General features: G+C 50.3%; 19 protein-coding genes. 10 read left to right on the top strand and 9 right to left on the bottom strand.

All coding sequences use genetic code 11. The annotated features are described in order from the left end of the window. Nucleotides 1-263 precede the first annotated feature (263 nt). Nucleotides 264-1,832 carry a sensor histidine kinase gene (locus tag ACYVAD_RS21460; RefSeq protein ID WP_461141590.1) on the top strand — a complete coding sequence of 523 codons (1,569 nt, stop codon included), beginning with the start codon at nucleotides 264-266 and terminating at the stop codon, nucleotides 1,830-1,832. A gap of 53 nt (nucleotides 1,833-1,885) precedes the next feature. On the opposite strand, the gene ACYVAD_RS21455 is transcribed toward ACYVAD_RS21460, so the two are convergent. The 3 genes from ACYVAD_RS21455 to ACYVAD_RS21445 form a co-directional block, all read right to left on the bottom strand. Continuing rightward, a complete protein-coding gene (locus tag ACYVAD_RS21455) occupies nucleotides 1,886-2,248 on the bottom strand; it encodes a hypothetical protein (RefSeq protein ID WP_461141589.1) in 363 nt (120 codons plus the stop codon). 229 nt (nucleotides 2,249-2,477) lie between these two features. Continuing rightward, the gene (locus ACYVAD_RS21450) at nucleotides 2,478-3,479 is read right to left on the bottom strand and encodes an NHL repeat-containing protein (RefSeq protein WP_461141588.1); all 1,002 of its coding nucleotides are present in this window, start codon (nucleotides 3,477-3,479) and stop codon (nucleotides 2,478-2,480) included. Nucleotides 3,480-3,576: 97 nt separating this feature from the next. After that, nucleotides 3,577-5,796, bottom strand: coding sequence for an FG-GAP-like repeat-containing protein (locus ACYVAD_RS21445; protein WP_461141587.1), 2,220 nt, complete (start codon nucleotides 5,794-5,796; stop codon nucleotides 3,577-3,579). 98 nt (nucleotides 5,797-5,894) lie between these two features. On the opposite strand from ACYVAD_RS21445, the gene ACYVAD_RS21440 reads away from it, so the two are divergent. From ACYVAD_RS21440 to ACYVAD_RS21420, 5 genes are all read left to right on the top strand, one after another. After that, nucleotides 5,895-7,211 (top strand): UDP-N-acetylmuramoyl-tripeptide--D-alanyl-D-alanine ligase, encoded by a 1,317-nt coding sequence (locus ACYVAD_RS21440; protein WP_461141586.1) that lies wholly within the window; start codon nucleotides 5,895-5,897, stop codon nucleotides 7,209-7,211. Nucleotides 7,212-7,229: 18 nt separating this feature from the next. Beyond that, nucleotides 7,230-7,892, top strand: coding sequence for a GDSL-type esterase/lipase family protein (locus ACYVAD_RS21435; RefSeq protein ID WP_461141585.1), 663 nt, complete (start codon nucleotides 7,230-7,232; stop codon nucleotides 7,890-7,892). A 149-nt stretch (nucleotides 7,893-8,041) separates the two neighbouring features. Next, complete coding sequence (gene ahcY / locus ACYVAD_RS21430; protein ID WP_461141584.1) at nucleotides 8,042-9,352, top strand: adenosylhomocysteinase; 1,311 nt, start codon at nucleotides 8,042-8,044, stop codon at nucleotides 9,350-9,352. A gap of 106 nt (nucleotides 9,353-9,458) precedes the next feature. Continuing rightward, nucleotides 9,459-10,199: a 5'-nucleotidase C-terminal domain-containing protein gene (locus ACYVAD_RS21425; protein ID WP_461141583.1), complete on the top strand. Its 741-nt coding sequence runs from the start codon at nucleotides 9,459-9,461 to the stop codon at nucleotides 10,197-10,199. Next, nucleotides 10,177-11,091 (top strand): bifunctional metallophosphatase/5'-nucleotidase, encoded by a 915-nt coding sequence (locus ACYVAD_RS21420; protein ID WP_461141582.1) that lies wholly within the window; start codon nucleotides 10,177-10,179, stop codon nucleotides 11,089-11,091. Before ACYVAD_RS21425 ends, ACYVAD_RS21420 begins: the two co-directional genes overlap by 23 nt. Nucleotides 11,092-11,166: 75 nt before the next feature. On the opposite strand, the gene ACYVAD_RS21415 is transcribed toward ACYVAD_RS21420, so the two are convergent. From ACYVAD_RS21415 to ACYVAD_RS21405, 3 genes are all read right to left on the bottom strand, one after another. Continuing rightward, nucleotides 11,167-11,556 (bottom strand): oxidoreductase, encoded by a 390-nt coding sequence (locus ACYVAD_RS21415; protein WP_461141581.1) that lies wholly within the window; start codon nucleotides 11,554-11,556, stop codon nucleotides 11,167-11,169. Continuing rightward, entirely contained in the window at nucleotides 11,456-11,707 is a 252-nt protein-coding gene (locus ACYVAD_RS21410) for an oxidoreductase (protein WP_461141580.1), read from the bottom strand. The genes ACYVAD_RS21415 and ACYVAD_RS21410 overlap by 101 nt, the downstream gene beginning before the upstream one ends. Before the next feature lie 240 nt (nucleotides 11,708-11,947). After that, a complete protein-coding gene (locus tag ACYVAD_RS21405) occupies nucleotides 11,948-12,226 on the bottom strand; it encodes an ArsR/SmtB family transcription factor (protein WP_461141579.1) in 279 nt (92 codons plus the stop codon). Nucleotides 12,227-12,422: 196 nt separating this feature from the next. On the opposite strand from ACYVAD_RS21405, the gene bshA reads away from it, so the two are divergent. The 3 genes from bshA to ACYVAD_RS21390 all read left to right on the top strand — a co-directional run bounded on the left by bshA (nucleotide 12,423) and on the right by ACYVAD_RS21390 (nucleotide 15,691). Beyond that, nucleotides 12,423-13,556, top strand: coding sequence for an N-acetyl-alpha-D-glucosaminyl L-malate synthase BshA (bshA, locus tag ACYVAD_RS21400; protein WP_461141578.1), 1,134 nt, complete (start codon nucleotides 12,423-12,425; stop codon nucleotides 13,554-13,556). A 58-nt stretch (nucleotides 13,557-13,614) separates the two neighbouring features. Continuing rightward, nucleotides 13,615-14,961 (top strand): NAD(P)/FAD-dependent oxidoreductase, encoded by a 1,347-nt coding sequence (locus tag ACYVAD_RS21395; protein ID WP_461141577.1) that lies wholly within the window; start codon nucleotides 13,615-13,617, stop codon nucleotides 14,959-14,961. Nucleotides 14,962-15,043: 82 nt separating this feature from the next. Continuing rightward, nucleotides 15,044-15,691, top strand: a complete 648-nt coding sequence (locus ACYVAD_RS21390) for a sterol desaturase family protein (protein WP_461141576.1) — start codon at nucleotides 15,044-15,046, stop codon at nucleotides 15,689-15,691. A gap of 79 nt (nucleotides 15,692-15,770) precedes the next feature. On the opposite strand, the gene ACYVAD_RS21385 is transcribed toward ACYVAD_RS21390, so the two are convergent. Both ACYVAD_RS21385 and ACYVAD_RS21380 read right to left on the bottom strand, forming a co-directional pair. Next, nucleotides 15,771-16,097 (bottom strand): nucleotide pyrophosphohydrolase, encoded by a 327-nt coding sequence (locus ACYVAD_RS21385; protein WP_461141575.1) that lies wholly within the window; start codon nucleotides 16,095-16,097, stop codon nucleotides 15,771-15,773. A 6-nt stretch (nucleotides 16,098-16,103) separates the two neighbouring features. Continuing rightward, entirely contained in the window at nucleotides 16,104-17,339 is a 1,236-nt protein-coding gene (locus ACYVAD_RS21380; protein WP_461141574.1) for a M16 family metallopeptidase, read from the bottom strand. A gap of 29 nt (nucleotides 17,340-17,368) precedes the next feature. Between ACYVAD_RS21380 and ACYVAD_RS21375 the strand changes: the two genes are divergently transcribed. Then, the gene (locus ACYVAD_RS21375) at nucleotides 17,369-18,370 is read left to right on the top strand and encodes a glycosyltransferase family 9 protein (protein WP_461141573.1); all 1,002 of its coding nucleotides are present in this window, start codon (nucleotides 17,369-17,371) and stop codon (nucleotides 18,368-18,370) included. 14 nt (nucleotides 18,371-18,384) lie between these two features. Here ACYVAD_RS21375 and ACYVAD_RS21370 read toward each other — a convergent pair whose 3' ends face one another. Continuing rightward, entirely contained in the window at nucleotides 18,385-19,371 is a 987-nt protein-coding gene (locus ACYVAD_RS21370) for an NAD-dependent epimerase/dehydratase family protein (RefSeq protein WP_461141572.1), read from the bottom strand. Between the last annotated feature and the right edge of the window lie 143 nt (nucleotides 19,372-19,514).

Here is a 19,514-nt window from a genome sequence, read left to right as displayed (position 1 = left end):
CAATAGAGTAGATTTTTTAAAAGCTTATCTATGGTTAACGGTTGGGGGCTTTAATGACTGTTTAATTCGTAAAACTACAGATGGAATAAATTCCTACAAACCAAATCTAGTAAGCGTAATCATCATTCATTTTACTATATGTTAAGTTAATCTACTTTCCCCGGCTTTTATTGCCGTCGCTAGTCGCCTTTTTTAGTATCTTTATCGGCTGGCATCATACGCTGGCAATACAACACACCGTAACAACTTTCTCCGCTGGCAGCATGAATGCCATTTCTCCCGCGCTGTCATCGACGCTGGCTTTCTATGAAACTGCCCTCCGGCACGCGGCTAATGCCATCGCGCTTTGTCAGGCGATCTATGATCAGGACGACAATGTGATTGACTTTCGCTTTGTGCTGACTAATCCGCAGTATGATGCATTTGTCAATCAATCCACCGATCGTGTTCAGGGGCAGCTGGTCTCATCGCTTTTTCCTGACCAGTTAGCGGATGGCCTCTGGCGCTGGGCAGTTCATGTTGTTCATTCGCAACAGCAGCACCAGCAAGAAATTCACTGCACGACCAAAGATGGCCAGTCTCGCTGGTTCGAGCTAACTCTCAGTTATTGGGAAATCGGCGGAGTTATTTTGTCGCTAACTGACGTGAGTGCGCAAAAGGCTCATTTACTCACTCAGCAGAAGCAGGCCGAGTTATTACAACAGATTGTCAGCAGTTCACTAAACGGCATTCTGGTGCTTGAAAGTGTACGTGACGCCGACGGTCAGCTAGTCGATTTTCGCATTGTTCTGGCCAATCCATCGGCGGCTACTCTGAACAGCCGAGCTGGCTCCCAACTAGAAGGGGCCTCGTTCCTGGATATTTATCCAACAATTCGCCAGACTCCATTTCCGGGGCAATGCGATAAACACCAATCAATTTTTGATCAGTACGCCGGGGTTGTTGCCAGTGGTGAGTCTATTGTGTACGACATTCATTACCCCTTCGATGGGCTCAGCGGCTGGTTCTGGGTATCCGCCCGGAAGCTGGGCGACGGTTTAATCCTTACGTTTCTGGACATTTCGGATCTCAAACTGACTCAGCAGAAATTAGAGCAAACCATTCGCGAACTGAAACACACCAACCATAACCTGAACCAGTTTGCGTACGTTGCCAGTCACGATTTGCAGGAACCCCTGCGAAAAATCACGGCATTTGGTGGATTCCTGAACGAACGTCTTGGTCAGGACACGGATGAAACAGTTCGGGACGTTGTGGCTCGAATGCAGAAGTCTGCCCAGCGTATGCAGGAGTTGGTTAAAGACCTACTGACGTATTCGCGGTTGACGGCGTTATCTAAAGGTTTCGGCCTCGTTCCACTGAACAACGTCGTACAAAAAGCACTTAGGGATCTTCAGCCGCTGATTAATGAAACTGAAGCAATTATCGACGTAAAGCTGCTGCCCACCGTTTCGGGCGATGCGCTTCAGTTACAGCAGCTTTTTTTCTGCCTGCTGAACAACGCGCTTAAATTTCACCAGGCTGGTCAACAACCACAAATTACCGTTTCGGCGGAGATTGTTTCTTCTGCCAGTGGCCCACCAGTCGTTCAGAAAACAAAACAATCATTCGTAGCTATTTCCGTCGAAGATGCCGGCATTGGGTTCGACGAGAAATACCTGGATCGGATCTTCACCATCTTTCAGCAGTTGCACAGCCGTACCCAGTACGGGGGAACCGGTATTGGTCTGGCCATTGCCAAGCGTGTAGCCGAAAACCACAGTGGTACATTAACCGCTCGTTCTCAGCCCGGCAAAGGTTCTGTATTTACGACCTGGCTGCCCGCATACTGAAAAAGCACGACCAAAGCCGTGCCTTTTCGTTGTTTTATTTGCCAGGAGCGGTTTTAATAACGCTCATTGCCTTCGTTCTCTTCCTCGGCTAAATCAGAAATTTCGGCGTCCAGTTCATCGTCAGATATGTCCTCCAGCAAGTCTTCTGGTAGGTCGTCCATATCTTCGCCGTTGGATACTTCGTCGGTCGCGTGCTGCGCCGTTAGCGTGTCCGTATAAAGCAACGTATCAGAAGCTTCTTCGTCGCCGGGATTGTAGTTATCAGGTTCATTATTCACCCCGAGTCCCGCGTAGACGACATTACCTGCTTCGTCGTTGTTTTCGGGCATATTTGTGTTCTGGGGCGACATACCTTCCAGTGGACCGCCGGTGTTCTGGTCGACGCGCTGTTGGTCGGAGTTATTTACATTTTCCATAACGTATCTGCGGTTTCCCGCCGGGATTAGTGATTCAATAGTAACCAGCTAGCGGCTGCTTATTTATCGCCCTGGCTGGCATGTATCTCTAACTCGGTCGATCCAAAAGAGTTTTCGCTATTTCCAGACAACAACTTTCTGGACAAGGTTGCATTCACAGTCATGTACTCGAACAAGTTCTGGCAGCCTACTCCTCGTTAATACCGGCAATAGGTTGATCCTCACTCGTTCAGTTAAACGTAATTTTAAGAATACCAGCCATGTTACCAACGAACAGATTTCCTTTAGAATCGAAAACCAAACTGTAAGGGATCGTAAACTGTGCTTCCCGGCCGATACCATTACCAGTTACTGTGCTAACTATACCATCTGGAGATATTTTTCGAAGATACCGATCATCGCCAACGTATAGATTATCTCGTTTATCGATGGCCAAGCAATTGATCTCACCGAACAAGGCTGTTGTTACAGGCCCATCCTCATGACCATGTATTCCACCGCCAGCAAACCTAGTAACAACCCCTTGAGGAGTCATTTTTAGAATTCCGTAGGTTCGATCGGCGATAAACAGGTTCCCTTTGGAATCGAACGCAAGCCCCTTAGGATAATTGACTGGTTCTGCCGAAGAATACTGACCGCTTTGCTGCGACGGCCCAAATGGGCGCCCTAGCAGTGCGCTTATCGTCTGCTGGGGAGTTATTTTCAGAATGCGACGGTAATAGGAGTTGTCTGCAACGAGGAGATTTCCGGACCGATCAACCAGCAATGATGGGCTGTCACCAAAAAGCGTGGAGTCTGGGTGAGTGAAGTTGAGCCAGCTAGGAGCTTTACCAGCAATAGTACTAACGATACCTGATGGCGTAATTTTACGTACTGCCCACCTTTGAGCCACGTACAAGTTTCCTAATCCATCAAAGGTCATCGCATTAGGAAAATAGAAGCTGGCGCTCGACGCTTTTCCATCAACCAGACCGACTTCCCCAGTACCGGCAAATACGCTGATCTCTTTCGCTGGCGTGACCTTGCGAATGAGCTGCTTATTGTAGTCCGCTATGTACAAATTATCAGCCGCATCAATTGCCAGACCTGTCCCAAGATTTGCCGGTAGGAAGGTTTCTACAGTGACTAATTCATCAGTAGGACCGAGGTCTTTATCCTGCCGACAAGACTGCAGGCCCAAAACGGAAAGTAGAACAATAAGCGTAGAATATGGCTTTGTATTTATCGTCATTCGTGACACGAATTCATGGTAGAAGAGTGTGGTCTGCTCTCTTAAAGCAGAAATTCGTCTGCATTATAACCGATAAAAGTATATTAATTAAAAATCGCTATTTCCAGACAACAACTTTCTGGACAAGAGTGGGCCGATTATCGCCCGTTAGCTTTAACAAATACGTACCATCGGCCAGGCTGCCCAGATCCAGCGTTGTTTCAACGTTTGCCGGTACGCTCTGCTCCGAAACGATTACCTGTCCGGATAGCGACAGCAGCTCAACCCGTCCAGCGTAGGTAGGGCGAACCGTTAGGAACCGATCCGTTGGATTTGGGTACGCCCAGGGACTAGTCGCTTCTTCTGGGGTGCCCGTAACGATTACTTTCTGTGACGTATTTTTCAGGTAGCGCAGCCCTCCTCCTACGTTGCCCAACATCAGATCAGGCAGTTGGTCGCCGTCCAGATCCCCCACGCTGGCAATAAGACTCTCGCCTGGTACTCCTTTCAATGAGTCCAGTAACACCGCCTTCTGGGCGGGTTGATCCGGCAGTTGGTACACCCGAACCTGCCCGTTACCCGTCGCCGAAATAAGCTCCCGCTTCTGATCGCCGTTCAGGTCAGCCACCACCAGCGAACGTAATCCCAGATAAGCCGTGCCGATCGAAAACCCAGCAAACGCCTGCGTCTGAAGCTGGAAAGCTGGACTACTGGCAGAGCCCGTGTTGCGGTAGTAGCTGACGGATCCGTAGTTGTCGGTACTCACCAGCATGTCTACCTTACCATCCAGATCAATGTCGGCGAACGTAATTAGATTGCCCGCCAGTATTTCCTTCGGCAACGACCAGGTATTTGCTTTACTCAGGTCGTATTGCACGGCCGCGCCCCGGGCAGCCCCGTTGAGAAATACCCGCAAAATGAGCTTATCGGTACCTCCCGTTCCCTTCAGCAACAGATCGAGACTACCGTTATTGTCTACATCAGCGAAATCAGGAACCAGGCTGGTCAGCCCGAGCGACTGGAGATTTAAGTAATCAGTAGTGATGAGGGCGAAGGCGGGATTCTGCGTTGTCCCGCGATTTTCGTAGTAGTATAAGCTTGCCCGAAAACCACTGCTGGTCTGTACGCCCATGTGTCCCACCAGCATATCCATATCGCCATCGCCATCAAGATCCGCCAAGGCCGGAGCCGTGTTGGTTCCCAGATCGATCATATCGTTCTGTAGAAAGTCTTTCTGGGCCAACTGGAAATTAGGCTTTTCATTGGTACCAACGTTTTTGTAATACCAGCCCGACTTCGTAAAGTCGAATGCTTGGTTACTTACGTCGCTTACGTTCGGTGATGCCAGCAAATCTTTTTTGCCATCGCCGTCTACATCTTCCCAGGACGTTGACGGGAACTCGGGAAACAGAATTGGATTCTGGGCTGGATAAAGACTGTCGAAACTGACGAAATTGGCATTTACGTCGTTGGTACCACCATTTTTCAATCGGGCGATGTTAGCACAGGTCACGAACCCGAAGAGCATATCTTTTTTACCATCGCCGTCCGTATCAATGACCGTAATTGTGTTGCCAGAATGTAGAGGCCGGGCGTTGGGGATCGATGGCTTCGGATCGACTAAGCCCACGCCAGTTTCGCACTGAACCCCGAACGTAAAGTCATTGCAGAATTCCTTGTGAAAATGTCCCCAGCAGGTGCCACCGACCCGTTTAAAATCCAAGCCTTTTTGGCCCGCCCGTTCGATACTCATATTCTGATTGTAGGCAATCTGATTCCCCGTCGGGTCGAATGCTAAAATATCGACATCGCCATCATCGTCGAAATCCAGGATGGCAGGAATATCTGCGCTGTTAGCATAGACTGGTAGCCGGCTACTGAATCCTTCGGTAATGAGCGGATCAGCGACCGACCGGAAGGACGTCTGGCCGTTTTGCAACTCGTTTCGGAACAAACGAATACTACCCGAACCGTGCGTAAACAGGTCTTTACGTCCATCACCGTCGTAGTCGACCAGTATAATCCAATTGTATACCTCCGGAAAAAGCAGTTCATACTCCGGCGCGTATTGCCAGGCCATGCCGCTCCCCGATGGGTTATCGATGGCGATAAACGTGGTGATTTTGCTGCTGATTCGGTCGAATACAACCAGATCATCTCGATTATCACTGTTAAGCCGGGTAGTCGCGTACTGAGTTGCATTGAAGCCGCCCGCCCACGGATTCAGGAGGGCCCGGCCGTTAACCGTAACGGTGGGTTGCTGATTGTACTGAAATGAGATTTGCGCCTGAATGCTGCCGGCCAGCAAACAGGCAAAAAACGTAAATAACTTTTTCATGTATCTTTGAGCGAATCCAGCCGCGCCCCAATGGGCAGAAGCAGAGGGCACTTTGCTGACGCTGGCTATCAAAGAACGACGAACGTTATCCGTTTCTGATGCTGTCTACCGAACAACTGTACCATAAATTTCTGGAATGCAGCAGCGTATCGACCGATACGCGCCGAATTACTGCCGACTGCCTGTTTGTCGCTCTAAAAGGAGGCAATTTTGATGGCAACCAATTTGCCGAGCAGGCGATTGTGTCAGGAGCACGCTATGCACTGGTCGATGACCCGACCGTTGCGGAACGCGACCCACGCTGTCTGCTGGTTACCGATGGGCTACTGGCCTTGCAGGATCTGGCCCGGTACCACCGCCAAACGTTTACGTTTCCGGTGGTGGCGCTGACCGGCTCAAATGGCAAAACCACAACCAAAGAGTTGATTGCGGCCGTATTGTCGAAACGATACCGGACCTACGCTACGGTTGGTAATTTGAATAACCACATTGGCGTACCACTAACCCTGCTGGCGATCCGGGCCGATGGGCCAGAACCCTACGAAATGGCCGTTGTGGAAATGGGAGCCAATCACCAGCAGGAAATTGCTTTGCTCTGCTCCATCGCTCAGCCGACCCACGGTTTGATTACAAACGTTGGGAAGGCTCACCTCGAAGGTTTTGGCGGGGTTGAAGGGGTTCGGAAAGGTAAGGGCGAGCTTTATGACTACCTGGCGCAACAGGCAAAAACCGTGTTCATCAACTCCCGCGACACGACGCTGACGGCCATGTACCGCGAACGGCTAAAAACATTACGGAGCGAGACCACCTTTGCCGAAGTCATTTTTTACCCCGGCGACCCCGTAGAATTAGTGCAGGAATCCCCCGTCGTGTACCGTACTATTGACGGAACCGAGGTCACGACGCACTTGCCGGGTCGTTATAACTTTGAGAACATGCTGGCGGCCATAGCCATTGGACAATACTTCGGTGTAACACCCGACGAAATAAACCGGGCCATCGCTGATTACAATCCGACGAACAACCGCTCGCAGGTTATCCAAAAGGGGACCAATACCGTCTTACTGGATGCTTATAATGCGAATCCAAGCTCAATGGCAGCGGCCGTGCGTCAGTTTGCAGCTATGCCAGCCAAACGAAAAGTGGTCATTCTCGGCGACATGTATGAACTGGGCCCCGAAAGTGAAGCCGAGCACGAAGCACTAGGCAAACTGATTGCAGAAGGTAGATTCGATCTAGTCATCTTAGCGGGCAAAGACATGAAATACGCGCTCGGTGCGCTGCCCAAAGCATACTACTTTCCGGACAAATTCTCGCTACATAACTGGGTGATGGACAACCCTATGACCGACACGCACGTTTTGATCAAAGGTTCACGCGGTATGAGCCTGGAAACGGTAGTACCGTTTATTTAAATCAACCCGACTCCTGTTATGAATCACCTAAAGCTTTTCTTTCTTTTTCTGCTGACTGTATGTTTTGTCTCAGCTACCCACGCCCAAACGCAGCCCCCGTTTGAAAACGAGATTTTGGCCTTTGAAGCGACCGATAAGCAAACTCCGCCCCCGGCCAATCCGATTCTGTTTACGGGTAGTTCATCGATCCGGCTCTGGCCAGACTTGCAGAGCTCTTTCCCTAACAAACCCGTTCTGAACCGGGGCTTTGGTGGCTCGCAGCTAAACGACGTTCGCCGGTACGCTGACCGGATCATTATTCCCTATAAACCGAAACAGATTGTGTTGTACGCCGGGGAAAATGATCTTGCCACCGGCAACGTAACCGCCCAGCAGGCCTACGATCGTTTTGTCGATCTGTTCCAGTACGTCCGCAAACAGCTACCTAACGTACCATTTCTGTTCATTTCTATCAAGCAGAGCCCGTCACGACGTAAATATTACCCGGCGGTGGACGAAGCCAATCAATTAATAAAAGATTATCTGGCCAAGCAGAAAAACGCGCAGTTTGTCGACATCCGCCGGGTTATGCTGCAACCCAATGGGCAGGCGCGGCCGGAGTTGTTCAAAGCTGATAGTCTGCACATGACGCCGGCTGGTTATCAGGAGTGGACTCCGCTTATCGCGCCGTATTTGAAGTAACATACAGGTAACGAACGAGCTACAGGCTAGAAAGTGACTCACGATTGATAGGCTTTCTAGGCAATCCTGTTTAATTTTGTACTTTAGAAAGAAAACAACCACGCTGACAGGGGCTTTTCAGGTTCCTGTTACGTACATTATTCATCCGAATGCAAACCTCCACGTACGTCCCCTACAAAGTAAAGGACATCGCGCTGGCCGACTGGGGCCGCAAGGAAATCAAACTGGCGGAAGCCGAAATGCCGGGTCTGATGGCCCTGCGTGCTGAGTACGGTCCGTCGAAGCCACTGGCAGGCGCCCGGATTGCCGGCTGTCTGCACATGACCATTCAGACGGCGGTTCTGATCGAAACGCTGGTTGAGCTGGGTGCCGACGTAACCTGGTCGTCTTGCAACATTTTCTCGACTCAGGATCACGCTGCGGCTGCTATTGCTGCGGCTGGTATTCCCGTTTACGCCTGGAAAGGCATGAACGAAGAAGAGTTTAACTGGTGTATCGAACAAACGCTGTTCTTCGGCGAAGATCGTCAGCCACTGAACATGATTCTGGATGACGGCGGTGACCTGACGAACATGGTGTTCGACGTGTACCCAGAACTGATTCAGAATATCAAAGGTCTGTCGGAAGAAACGACGACGGGCGTTCACCGCCTGTACGAGCGGATGAAAAACGGTACGTTGCACCTGCCTTCGATCAACGTAAACGACTCCGTAACGAAATCGAAATTTGACAACAAATACGGCTGCCGCGAATCGCTGGTTGACGCGATCCGTCGCGCTACCGATCTGATGCTGGCCGGTAAAGTAGCTGTCGTAGCCGGTTACGGTGATGTAGGTAAAGGATCGGCTGAGTCACTGCGTGGCGCTGGCTGCCGGGTTCTGGTAACGGAGATCGATCCAATTTGCGCCCTGCAGGCCGCTATGGACGGTTTTGAAGTTATCCCAATGGACGAAGCCGCTACGCGGGCCAACATCTTCGTGACGGCTACCGGTAACGTAAACATCATCAAAGAGCGTCACTTCAAAGCGATGCGTGATAAGGCTGTTGTTTGTAACATCGGCCACTTCGATAACGAAATCGACATGGCGTGGCTGAACAGCGCGTACGGTAGCACCAAGAGCCAGATCAAACCACAGGTCGATATGTACGAAATCGACGGCAAAGAGATCATCATCCTGGCCGAAGGTCGTCTGGTGAACTTGGGTTGTGCCATGGGTCACCCATCATTCGTTATGTCGTGCTCGTTCTCGAACCAGACGCTGGCGCAGCTAGAGCTGTGGGCGAACTCGGACAAGTACGAAAACAAAGTGTACGTTCTGCCGAAGAAACTTGACGAGAAAGTGGCAGCGCTGCACCTGTCTCACGTTGGCGCGAAACTCGAGCCGCTGGAGCAGGAACAAGCTGATTACATCGGCGTATCGGTTGAAGGTCCATTCAAATCGGAAATGTATCGGTATTAATTAAAAGAGGAGAAAGGAGGAGAGGGAGGAAGGGAGAAAGGACGTGAGCATGCTTATTTTCTTTCTCCCTTCCTCCCTCTCCTCCTTTCTCCTTTTATAGATACCTATGAAAAAACACCTGCTTTGGCTGGTACTTGCGGGACTGACCGCCTGCCAGTCAGGTTATCATCTGACTAAGCGAACCGCTACGCTGACGACCGTCGATTCCATGACGGCAACGTCGGACAAGAACGTAGCGCAGTTTCTGGTCCCGTACCGGGAGGGAGTCGACAAACGAATGAACGAGGTGTTGGCTCAGTCCACCGCCCGGATTGAGAAACGGCAACCCGATGGCCCGCTGAATGACTTGCTCTGCGACGCCTTACTCCAACAGGCAACCATTCGTTACGGCAAACCCATCGACTGTTCACATCTGAACTACGGTGGTATTCGAAGCAATCTCCCCGAAGGAAACATTACGGTTGGCTCTATTTTCGAAGTCATGCCGTTCGACAATCAACTGGTGATTCTAACGGTTACGGGTACTATGTTGCAGCAACTGCTGGATCACTTTGCCAAGGGCGATAAGCTGGTGATTGGTGGGATTCGGACCGTTGTCAAAAACGACAAAGTGCAGTCCGTTACGTTCACGAACGGCCGGACGCTGCAACCCAACGAAACCTACACCGTGGCCATGAGCGATTACGTAGCCGATGGCGGTGACTATGCCGGCTTCCTCAAAAATGCCGTGCAGCGCGAAACCCTGACTTATTTAATCCGTGATGCCCTCCTCGATTATTTTCGGAAGCAGGGGCAGACCGGCCAACCTATTACTCCCGCTTCTGATGGACGAGTTACAGTCGAATAGACGTCAGTTTCTCAAACTCTTCGGTACCGCAGCTGTCATCGGCAGCTTTGCGCCTGATCTGCTGGCACAGACGCGCAAAACCGTATCAATTACGCTTTTGCACACCAATGATGTCCACAGTCGTCTGGACCCCTTCCCGATGGATGGAAGCCGGAACGCGGGCCGTGGTGGTGTTGCCCGTCGTGCTACATTGTTGAAATCGATTCGGGAGAAGGAAAAGAATGTTCTGCTGTTCGACGCGGGCGATATTTTTCAGGGAACACCTTACTTCAATTTGTACAAAGGCGAGCCCGAAATCTTGGCAATGAACCAATTGGGCTATGACGCTGGTACGCTGGGAAACCATGATTTTGATGGCGGCATCGACAACATGGTGACTCAGTTTGGCAAGGCGAAATTTCCGATGCTGATTGCCAATTATGACTTCAAGAACACCGTCATGGACGGCCGGACTCAGGCGTCAAAAATATTTGAGAAAGACGGCGTGCGCATCGGCGTATTCGGGCTTGGAATTAAACCGGACGGCCTGATTCCAAAAGAAGCGTATAAAGAAACCAAATACCTGGACCCGATTGAGATCGGAAATGACATGGCCGCCCGACTTCGCAATGAGAACAAATGCGATTACGTCGTCTGTCTGTCTCACCTCGGGTTTAAATACGAGGGGCCAACCGTGTCGGATAATGTGCTGGCGGCTAAGACCCGGAATATTGATCTCATCATCGGTGGGCATACGCACACCTTTCTAAATGAGCCCGTCGTCGTCAACAATATAAACGGGCAACCAGTCTGGATTAATCAGGTTGGTTTTGCCGGCATTAACCTGGGACGAATTGATCTGACTTTTGACTCGGGTAAAGCAAGCGTTAAGGGCCAGTCAATTGGTGTATAAACCAATACAACCATAGCTCATACAAATGAAGTCCCGCTGGTTAACCGGCGGGACTTCATTTGTATGAGCTATGGCTTAGAGGCTACTCCTTTCGATGGCTGGATAATCTGTGTATCCTTTTTCGCCAGGCGTATAGAGTGTCGTATAGTCGGGTTGATTAAGCGGGGCACCAGTCCGAAGCCGCTCCACCAAGTCAGGATTCGCCAGCAAAGGGCGCCCAATTGCAATTAAATCGGCCCGACCGTCTTCCAGATCTTTTTCGGCCCGTTCGCCATCGTAACCACCACTTAGAATTAGCGTATTGGTGAAAAACGCCCGGATTTTGGTTGTGTTTTCTTCCGGTACGGCTGGCGAGCCCATTGACTCATGGTTGACCAGGTGCAGGTAAACCACACCGATAGCTTTCAGTTCCTGAGCGATGTAGGCATAGATCTGGGTACGCCTGCATATCGTTAAATGCGCCATAAGGCGACAACCGAACGCCGAATTTTTCAAAGCCGATAGCTTCCCCCGTTTTCCAGGCTATTTCCATCAGAAACCGGCATCGATTTTTAATACTTCCGCCGTAATAATCTGTTCGCTGGTTAGTATTGGGATTGATAAACTGCTCAATCAAATCTTCCCTGATGATCAAACCAGCTGTAGCGCGCTGGGCTTAATAATTGGCCACGATATCAGTTACATCATGATCAGTAGTCGCCCTGTTTCGGATCATCGGCGACATAACAATTCGGTTCCGTAATTTCAGCTTTCCGAGCGTAACGGCCGTGAACAATTTCTGTAACGTAAGGGCTGATTCTTGGTACGTACTACCAACTACTAAACCATTCAGAAGTTTGACCACGACGGGGTGAAATCAAGCCAGCTCTTTCAGAAAATCAGACAGGTTCTGAATCGATTGCTTGTTCAGGGTCAAATGCAGGTTACGGCCTTCTTTCTGAGCATTGACTAGCCCGCTATCGGTAAGCAGTTTAACGTGATGCGACACACAAGGCTGCGATAGACCCGTTAACTCCTGAACATCGGTACTGGTCAGGCTTCCCCGTTGCGACAGTTCTTTCAGAATAGACAGGCGATAGTGGTCGGCAATAGCGCCGGTCGCTTTCTCCACAAAACATTTTTCCGTGCGTGTCATTAATACTATATACTGGCTCGCGATCTGCTAACTAAACAAATTTGGCAAAAAAAGCGTGCGGAAAACAAGATTACCCATACTGGTCAGACTACTATTCGCTACGCCACCGTTCAGTTCCTTTTTACACGGGATTCTTTTTCGCGTTGTTTGGTGTTGTAGCGATACAAACTGTTCATAGCCTACACGGGCGTATCCCATGAGAATTGGCATTGTGTGCTACCCGACTTTCGGGGGCAGTGGCGTTGTCGCCACCGAACTTGGTAAGGCACTGGCTAAAAACGGCCACCAGATTCACTTCATTACGTATCAACAACCACCCCGTCTCGATTTTTTCAATGAAAATGTTTTCTACCACGAAGTAAATATTCCCGCGTATCCGCTGTTTCAGCACGCTCCGTACGAGTCGGCGCTCGCCAGTGAGATGGTCAACGTCGTTCTGAACGAAAACGTTGATTTACTGCACGTTCATTACGCTATTCCGCACGCATCGGCAGCCTACATGGCCAAGATGATTCTGCAGTCGCAGGGGCGCCATGTGCCCGTTGTGACCACGCTACACGGTACGGATATTACCCTCGTTGGTAAAGATGCGTCGTACGAACCCGTTGTTACGTTCAGTATTAACCAGTCCGACGGCGTCACGGCCGTATCCGAAGATCTGCGCCGGGATACCTACGCGCATTTCAACGTTACCCGAGAAATTGACGTTATTCCCAACTTTATTGACCTGGATCGGTTCAAACGACAGAAGAAGGAACATTTCAAACGAGCCATCTGCCCGAACGGCGAAAAATTGATCGTTCACACGTCCAATTTTCGGCGGGTCAAACGGATCGACGATGCAGTCATGATGTTTTTTCATGTTCAGCAACAGATCCCGGCGAAACTGCTGCTGGTCGGCGACGGTCCGGAACGTGCCCGCATCGAACGGCTCGTTCGGGAACTGGGCATTGACGATCAAGTGCGTTTTCTGGGCAAGCTGGACGCCGTAGAAGAAGTCCTGTCGGTAGCCGATTTGTTCGTAATGCCGTCAGAAAACGAAAGCTTCGGTCTGGCCGCTCTCGAAGCAATGGCCTGTGAAGTGCCGCTGATTACGTCGAATGCGGGTGGATTACCCGAGTTGAACATTCAGGGGGTAACGGGTTTTCTGAGCCCCGTTGGCGACGTAGCTGATATGGTAAAGAATGCCCTTTACGTGCTGGATGACGCAAATTTGCCCACATTCAAGGAAAATGCGCTGGCGCGGGCGAAGGAATTTGAACTGTCTAAAATTCTACCCTTCTACGAAGCGCACTACGAACGCGTACTCCAGGAAAGCCGGGTTGCGTAGCCGCTTTGACAGGATATTGTTTTTACAAACTACCCCGAAGACGATTCGGGGATGACTGATGAACCCAAACATACCTCAAACTGATCGGAAGCGCGTCGTCATCATTGGAGCGGGTTTTGGTGGCCTGCAACTGGCCCGGAAATTATCAGCCCGGAAAGAATTCCAGGTTGTTCTGATCAATCGTCATAACTACCACGAATTTCAGCCGCTCTACTATCAGGTAGCTACGGCTGGTCTGGAAGCCAATGCGATCCTGTTCCCGCTCCGGTCGGTGTTTGGTAATTGTAAAAATGTCCATATCCGCGTAACGAACGTAACGGGTATTCGAACGGCCGAGAAAACAGTGGACACAGAACTGGGCTCAGTTACGTACGATTATCTGGTGATCGCCACCGGTGCCGACACAAATTTCTTTAACCAGCAGAACATCATTGCCAATGCACTGCCGATGAAATCCGTTTCGGAGGCTATTACCCTGCGTAACCGGCTGCTACAAAATTTCGAAGATGCCCTCAGCGTTGAGACCGAAGAAGAACGCGAAGGGTTGATGGACGTAGTTGTTGTCGGTGGCGGCCCAACCGGGGTGGAACTCTGCGGTACGCTGGCCGAAATGCGCAAGACGGTTCTTCCCCGTGACTATCCGGAACTGAACTTCAAGATCATGGATATTTACCTGATCGAATCGGGCGGGGAACTACTGGGGCCGATGTCCGTCGAATCGCAGAAACACTCGCTGGAATACTTGCAGGAGCTGGGCGTCAACGTACGGCTCAACACGCGGGTTAAAGACTTCGACGGGAAAGTCGTTACCATGAACGACGGTTCGTCTTTGCGAACGAACAATCTAATCTGGGCAGCTGGCGTTCGGGCGGCCCCCGTTGATGGCATACCGACGGAAGCGATTGGCCGAGGCAACCGGATCCAGGTTAACCGTTACAACCAGGTACAGGGATTCACGGACGTTTTTGCTATTGGCGACGTAGCGCTGATGATCGAAGAGAAGTGGCCAAATGGACACCCCCAGATTGCCCAGCCCGCTATTCAGCAGGGAAAGCACCTGGCTAAGAATATGTTGCATTGGGTACGTAACGAACAACCGGAAGAATTTACCTACAAAGATCTGGGCACTATGGCAACCATCGGACGTGGGCTTGCCGTTGTCGATTTACCTTTCTGGAAGTTTCAGGGATTTTTTGCGTGGCTAACGTGGTTGTTCGTGCACCTGATGGCTATCGTAGGCGTGAAAAACAGGCTGGTCATCTTCCTAAACTGGATGTTCAACTACCTGACTTTCAACAATTCACTGCGACTTATTATTCGACCAAAGCTGCCTACAAACAGTATGCCGGTCGCGAAGGAACGCATTGCGGATCAGGTCGAAGTAGTCAACGGTTCAGCTAGATAGTAAAATAGGTTTACTATCTAGTTACTACGAATTTATTTTCATTGTATTTTTGCAGTATTACTTATAGTCAACGTAACTGATTATGGAATCAACCAAAGAACGCCTGCATACGTTAGCTGGTCATGGGAAGACCCGTCCGAAAAATAGCGGCACTAAGCAACTTTTTGACAACCCTATTCTGGAGGCTCTGTCGCGGACACATATTATGGTTCCCATTACGATGTGGCTGACGCTGTCCGTTTTTCTGGGCTGGTATGCGTTTACCTACACCGAAATGAGTACGGTAATGATTGCAGCGCTGTTTGCAACGGGTTTGTTTGTCTTTTCACTCTTTGAGTACATTTTACACCGGTATATTTTCCACCTGGCTCCCACAACACCACGCCGGGCTAAAATTCAGTACACCGTTCACGGCGTTCACCACGAATACCCGAAAGATAAGACCCGGCTGGCCATGCCGCCGGCGCTGGCGATTTTTGTAGCTGCCTTTTTCTTCGGTATGTTTTTTCTGGCCATGGGCGAAGCAGCTTACGCCTTTTTTCCCGGCTTTCTGGTAGGGTATTCGGGTTACCTGGCGACGCACTTCATTGTGCATGCCTACGCGCCACCCAAGAATTTCTTTAAGGTGCTTTGGATCAACCACAGTGTTCACCACTACAAGAATCCAGACAGCAACTACGGCGTTTCATCGCCTTTTTGGGATTACGTTTTTGGCTCGTTCCAGAAATAAGCCTGACTATCGTACATCAGCAAAACGGCCCCTGGAAAAATCCAGGGGCCGTTTTGCTTTACATACATTCGACGGTGAGCTACCGTAGCTTTTCGTTGTTCAGGTGCCGGGTGGCGTCCCGAATGTTTTTCTTCTCTAGATTCTTCTGCAAGGCGTCGGTTAGGTCGATACCGGTCTGGTTCGCCAGGCAAATCAGCACCCATAGCACGTCGGCCATCTCATCGCCCAGATCTTTGGCTTTATCAGACTCTTTTTCGGACTGTTCACCATAACGCCGGGCAATAATCCGGGCTACTTCGCCCACCTCTTCGGTAAGCATCGCCATGTTGGTTAGTTCGTTAAAATACCGAACACCAATGGTCTTTATCCACTCATCTACGGTATCCTGCGCTTCACGGATAGTCATACAAATTTATTTTTCGGGAACAAAAGTCAATGAACTGAACTGACTTTCGTCAAAAATATCCTGCGCCAGCGCCTGCAACTGATTTGCCGTTACGGACTTGATTTCACCAAAAATATCACTCAACGACTCGACCCGATCAATATCCAGCAGGCTTTTGGCCATCATCAGCATGAAACTGTTGTTACTTTCTTCGGCCATAGCCAGTTGACCAATCAATTGCTCTTTTGTCTGGTGCAATTGCAGCGTCGTCAAGGGCTGCTCACGCAAACGCTTCAGCTCTTTAATAATAAGTGAATGCGCCTTGTCAACCTTTTTAGGGTCAGTACCAAAGTAAATACCCAGAAAACCCGTGTCCAGATAAGGCGTGTAACTAGCGTCAATCGAGTAGACCAGCCCGTATTTTTCGCGCAGATTCAGATTCAAACGGGAGTTCATACCGGGTCCTCCAAGCAGGTTAACCAAGATAAAAAACGGCAGTCGTCGTGAATCCGTCAGGCCGTAGGCTGGGCGTCCCAGGGCACACTGCGCCTGAGTAATAGGACGCTCGATGCGCGTCTGCTTCGGCACATAGTCGGTTGGTTGCCGACGCTGGCGGGTTGTGTACTGGGCTGGTACGTCCCGAAAATATTTTTCGGCGACTTTGACAACCTGCTTAAACGGCAAATTACTAACCGTGGCAAATACGATCCGGCTGGTGTCGTAGTTTTCGGCAATAAATTGTTGCAGGTCTTCCCGACGGAATGAACTTACCGTTTGTGTGGTTCCCAGAATGTTACCGCCCAGGGCGTGGTTCGGAAAAACCAACTCATCAAAGTCATCCTGAATGGCGTCCTCCGGCGAGTCGTAATACATCGCCATCTCTTCCAGAATAACTCCGCGCTCCCGTTCGATCTGCTTTTCGGGAAAGACCGAATGAAACGTAATATCAGCCAGCAGTTCGGTTGCCTTTTCGAAATGAGCCCCCAAAACTGACGCGTGAAAGCAAACTTTTTCTTTGGTGGTATAGGCATTTAACTCGCCACCTACCGTTTCCAGACGGGTAATGATATGGTAGGCTTTGCGTTTCTCCGTACCTTTGAAGGCCATATGCTCCCAAAAGTGCGCTAATCCCTGCTGTTCAGGACGTTCGTCGCGGCTGCCTATGTCAAGCATAATTCCACAATGAGCAATTTGCGTATGTGGTATTTGTTTATGCGCTATCCGAATCCCGTTCGGCAGCGTGTACACTTCGTAATCTTCCATTCTACGTAATTAACGCGCCAGGCGTCCTGATGATAACCGCAACCAAATCGCCCCGGTTCCTGATCAGCCAAACCGCTTTCATTGGCGATGTTATTCTGGCCACTGCACTACTTGAGCAGCTTCAACAAGCCTATCCGAATGCGGTACTGGACATGCTGGTACGTAAAGGTAACGAAGGGTTGCTGGCCAACCATCCATTTTTGAATGAGGTTTTAATCTGGGACAAAAAAGGAGGTAAATACCAGGATTTATGGCGATTACTACGACTCATCCGTAGTAGACAGTATGACGTGGTAATCAACCTGCAACGGTTTGGCGCTACGGGTGCACTCACGGCTTTTTCGCAGGCAAAAACAACGATCGGTTTCGAGAAGAACCCTTTCGCCCGATTCTTTACGCATCGGATCGAGCATCGAATGGAACCGGGTATCCACGAAATCGACCGGAATCAGGGGTTGTTACGTCCACTGGGAATTACGGGATCGGCTAAGCGTCCTAAGCTATACCCGTCTGACGGAGATTATGACGCCGTTAAGCCCTACCAAACCAAGCCGTATGTGTGTATGGCTCCTATGTCGGTCTGGTTCACCAAGCAGTATCCAGCCGAACGCTGGGTTGAACTAATCAAGGTTTTTCCCGAAGAATACACAATTTTTCTGCTGGGTGCTCCCCCCGACCGTGCGGACTGCGATCAGATAATAACCCAGGCAGGTCGAAAAGGGGTTGTCAATCTGGCGGGAAAACTGAGCCTGTTACAGTCAGCGGCCCTACAGAAGAGCGCTCGCATGAACTACGTGAACGACTCGGCTCCGTTGCACCTCTGCTCAGCCATGAACGCTCCTACAACGGCTATCTTCTGCTCAACCGTTCCTCGGTTCGGTTTTGGGCCATTGGCTGACGCATCGAAGGTAGTGCAGACGCACGAAGATCTCAGTTGCAGACCCTGTAACCTTCATGGCCAAAAAAAGTGCCCACTCGACCACTTCCTCTGCGCCCGAAGCATCAAACAGGATGAGTTGCTTACTTTTTAGTCTGATGAGTCAGTTCAGATGTACTTTTGCTGCTGAAACCAGGCAAAAGCCTCCTCCATCGCGATTCGGACGGGGGTCTGGGGTAAGTGTAATTCTTTCACGGCCTTAGCCGCATTGAAATAGTGGGTGTCATTGGCGACCGCCACCATCGCTGAGTTCAGCAAGGCTTTCCTACCCGTCAATTTGTACTTCCAGTCACTAAACTGCCCAATCAGATAAGAAATCGGTGCCAGTGCGGGTAATTTTGGGGGGCGAACGCGCATGACGTCGGCCATTAACGAAAAGGCTTCTCGGTAACTCAGGTTCTGATTGCCTAGTATGTAGGATTCCCCAATGCCTCCCTCCGTCAGAGCATTTACCGTTGCTGTAGCAACGTCGGATACGTGAATATAATTTTTGCCTCCCATCGGTGTACCCAGCACAGCCCCCCGGTAAATAGCCAGCATCAGTGCGTTTGACGTTATTTTATAGTCCAGCGGACCGATCATAAACGTGGGATGTACCAGCACTACAGGCAGTTTATCTTCATGAGCAGCCTGCATAACCAACTCGGTGGCGGCCCGCTTGCTATCCATATAGTCTAAGCCGTACCGCTCACCCATATACGGCAAGCATTCGTTACCCGGCTTTTTCTTCGAGCCAAATCCGAAAACGTTAGCCGTTCCAACAAACACAAACCGCTTAACATGACTCTCAACTGCCGCAGCTAGTGCTGCAGCTGTACCCTCAATGTTTGTCTTAACCACTTCTTCAGACCGGGCAGGATTCACCTGTGTAGACGCGCCTGCGTGAATAACATAGTCACAGCCGTACGTTGCCGCCCGTACGTTGTCGACGTCAAGAAGATCGCCCAGCCATACGTCAAGGGATAGATCATCCAATACCCGACGATCACTGTCAGGGCGCACGAATGCCCGAACGGCGTAGCCCCGACGGAGTAACTCCCGGCACAGATGTCCCCCCAAAAAGCCGTTTGCTCCGGTCAACAGTACCGTTTTCATGGAAGACGAGAAGAGATGAACTACCCCAAGCGATTCTTAGAGAAGCAGATTAACAGAATAGAACGCTCAGGTGCTATACTTAACTAAAGAAGACAGATAAGATCATTTGTTACCTACACGACCGATTGACAGGGATCAATAGC

Source organism: Spirosoma pomorum (assembly GCF_054776615.1).
The sequence above is the reverse complement of the archived record's forward strand: the minus strand, read 5'-3'. Positions and strand labels throughout refer to the sequence as shown.

Excerpts from the sequence above, each read along its gene's own strand:
- ACYVAD_RS21390 (WP_461141576.1), top strand. The coding sequence starts at position 15,044 with ATGGAATCAACCAAAGAACGCCTGCATACGTTAGCTGGTCATGGGAAG.
- ACYVAD_RS21420 (WP_461141582.1), top strand. The coding sequence starts at position 10,177 with ATGGACGAGTTACAGTCGAATAGACGTCAGTTTCTCAAACTCTTCGGT.
- ACYVAD_RS21380 (WP_461141574.1), bottom strand. The coding sequence starts at position 17,339 with ATGGAAGATTACGAAGTGTACACGCTGCCGAACGGGATTCGGATAGCG.
- ACYVAD_RS21440 (WP_461141586.1), top strand. The coding sequence starts at position 5,895 with ATGCTGTCTACCGAACAACTGTACCATAAATTTCTGGAATGCAGCAGC.
- ACYVAD_RS21370 (WP_461141572.1), bottom strand. The coding sequence starts at position 19,371 with ATGAAAACGGTACTGTTGACCGGAGCAAACGGCTTTTTGGGGGGACAT.
- ACYVAD_RS21405 (WP_461141579.1), bottom strand. The coding sequence starts at position 12,226 with ATGACACGCACGGAAAAATGTTTTGTGGAGAAAGCGACCGGCGCTATT.
- ahcY (WP_461141584.1), top strand. The coding sequence starts at position 8,042 with ATGCAAACCTCCACGTACGTCCCCTACAAAGTAAAGGACATCGCGCTG.
- ACYVAD_RS21395 (WP_461141577.1), top strand. The coding sequence starts at position 13,615 with ATGAACCCAAACATACCTCAAACTGATCGGAAGCGCGTCGTCATCATT.
- ACYVAD_RS21445 (WP_461141587.1), bottom strand. The coding sequence starts at position 5,796 with ATGAAAAAGTTATTTACGTTTTTTGCCTGTTTGCTGGCCGGCAGCATT.
- ACYVAD_RS21425 (WP_461141583.1), top strand. The coding sequence starts at position 9,459 with ATGAAAAAACACCTGCTTTGGCTGGTACTTGCGGGACTGACCGCCTGC.
- bshA (WP_461141578.1), top strand. The coding sequence starts at position 12,423 with ATGAGAATTGGCATTGTGTGCTACCCGACTTTCGGGGGCAGTGGCGTT.
- ACYVAD_RS21455 (WP_461141589.1), bottom strand. The coding sequence starts at position 2,248 with ATGGAAAATGTAAATAACTCCGACCAACAGCGCGTCGACCAGAACACC.
- ACYVAD_RS21435 (WP_461141585.1), top strand. The coding sequence starts at position 7,230 with ATGAATCACCTAAAGCTTTTCTTTCTTTTTCTGCTGACTGTATGTTTT.
- ACYVAD_RS21385 (WP_461141575.1), bottom strand. The coding sequence starts at position 16,097 with ATGACTATCCGTGAAGCGCAGGATACCGTAGATGAGTGGATAAAGACC.
- ACYVAD_RS21450 (WP_461141588.1), bottom strand. The coding sequence starts at position 3,479 with ATGACGATAAATACAAAGCCATATTCTACGCTTATTGTTCTACTTTCC.
- ACYVAD_RS21375 (WP_461141573.1), top strand. The coding sequence starts at position 17,369 with ATGATAACCGCAACCAAATCGCCCCGGTTCCTGATCAGCCAAACCGCT.
- ACYVAD_RS21460 (WP_461141590.1), top strand. The coding sequence starts at position 264 with ATGAATGCCATTTCTCCCGCGCTGTCATCGACGCTGGCTTTCTATGAA.
- ACYVAD_RS21415 (WP_461141581.1), bottom strand. The coding sequence starts at position 11,556 with ATGGCGCATTTAACGATATGCAGGCGTACCCAGATCTATGCCTACATC.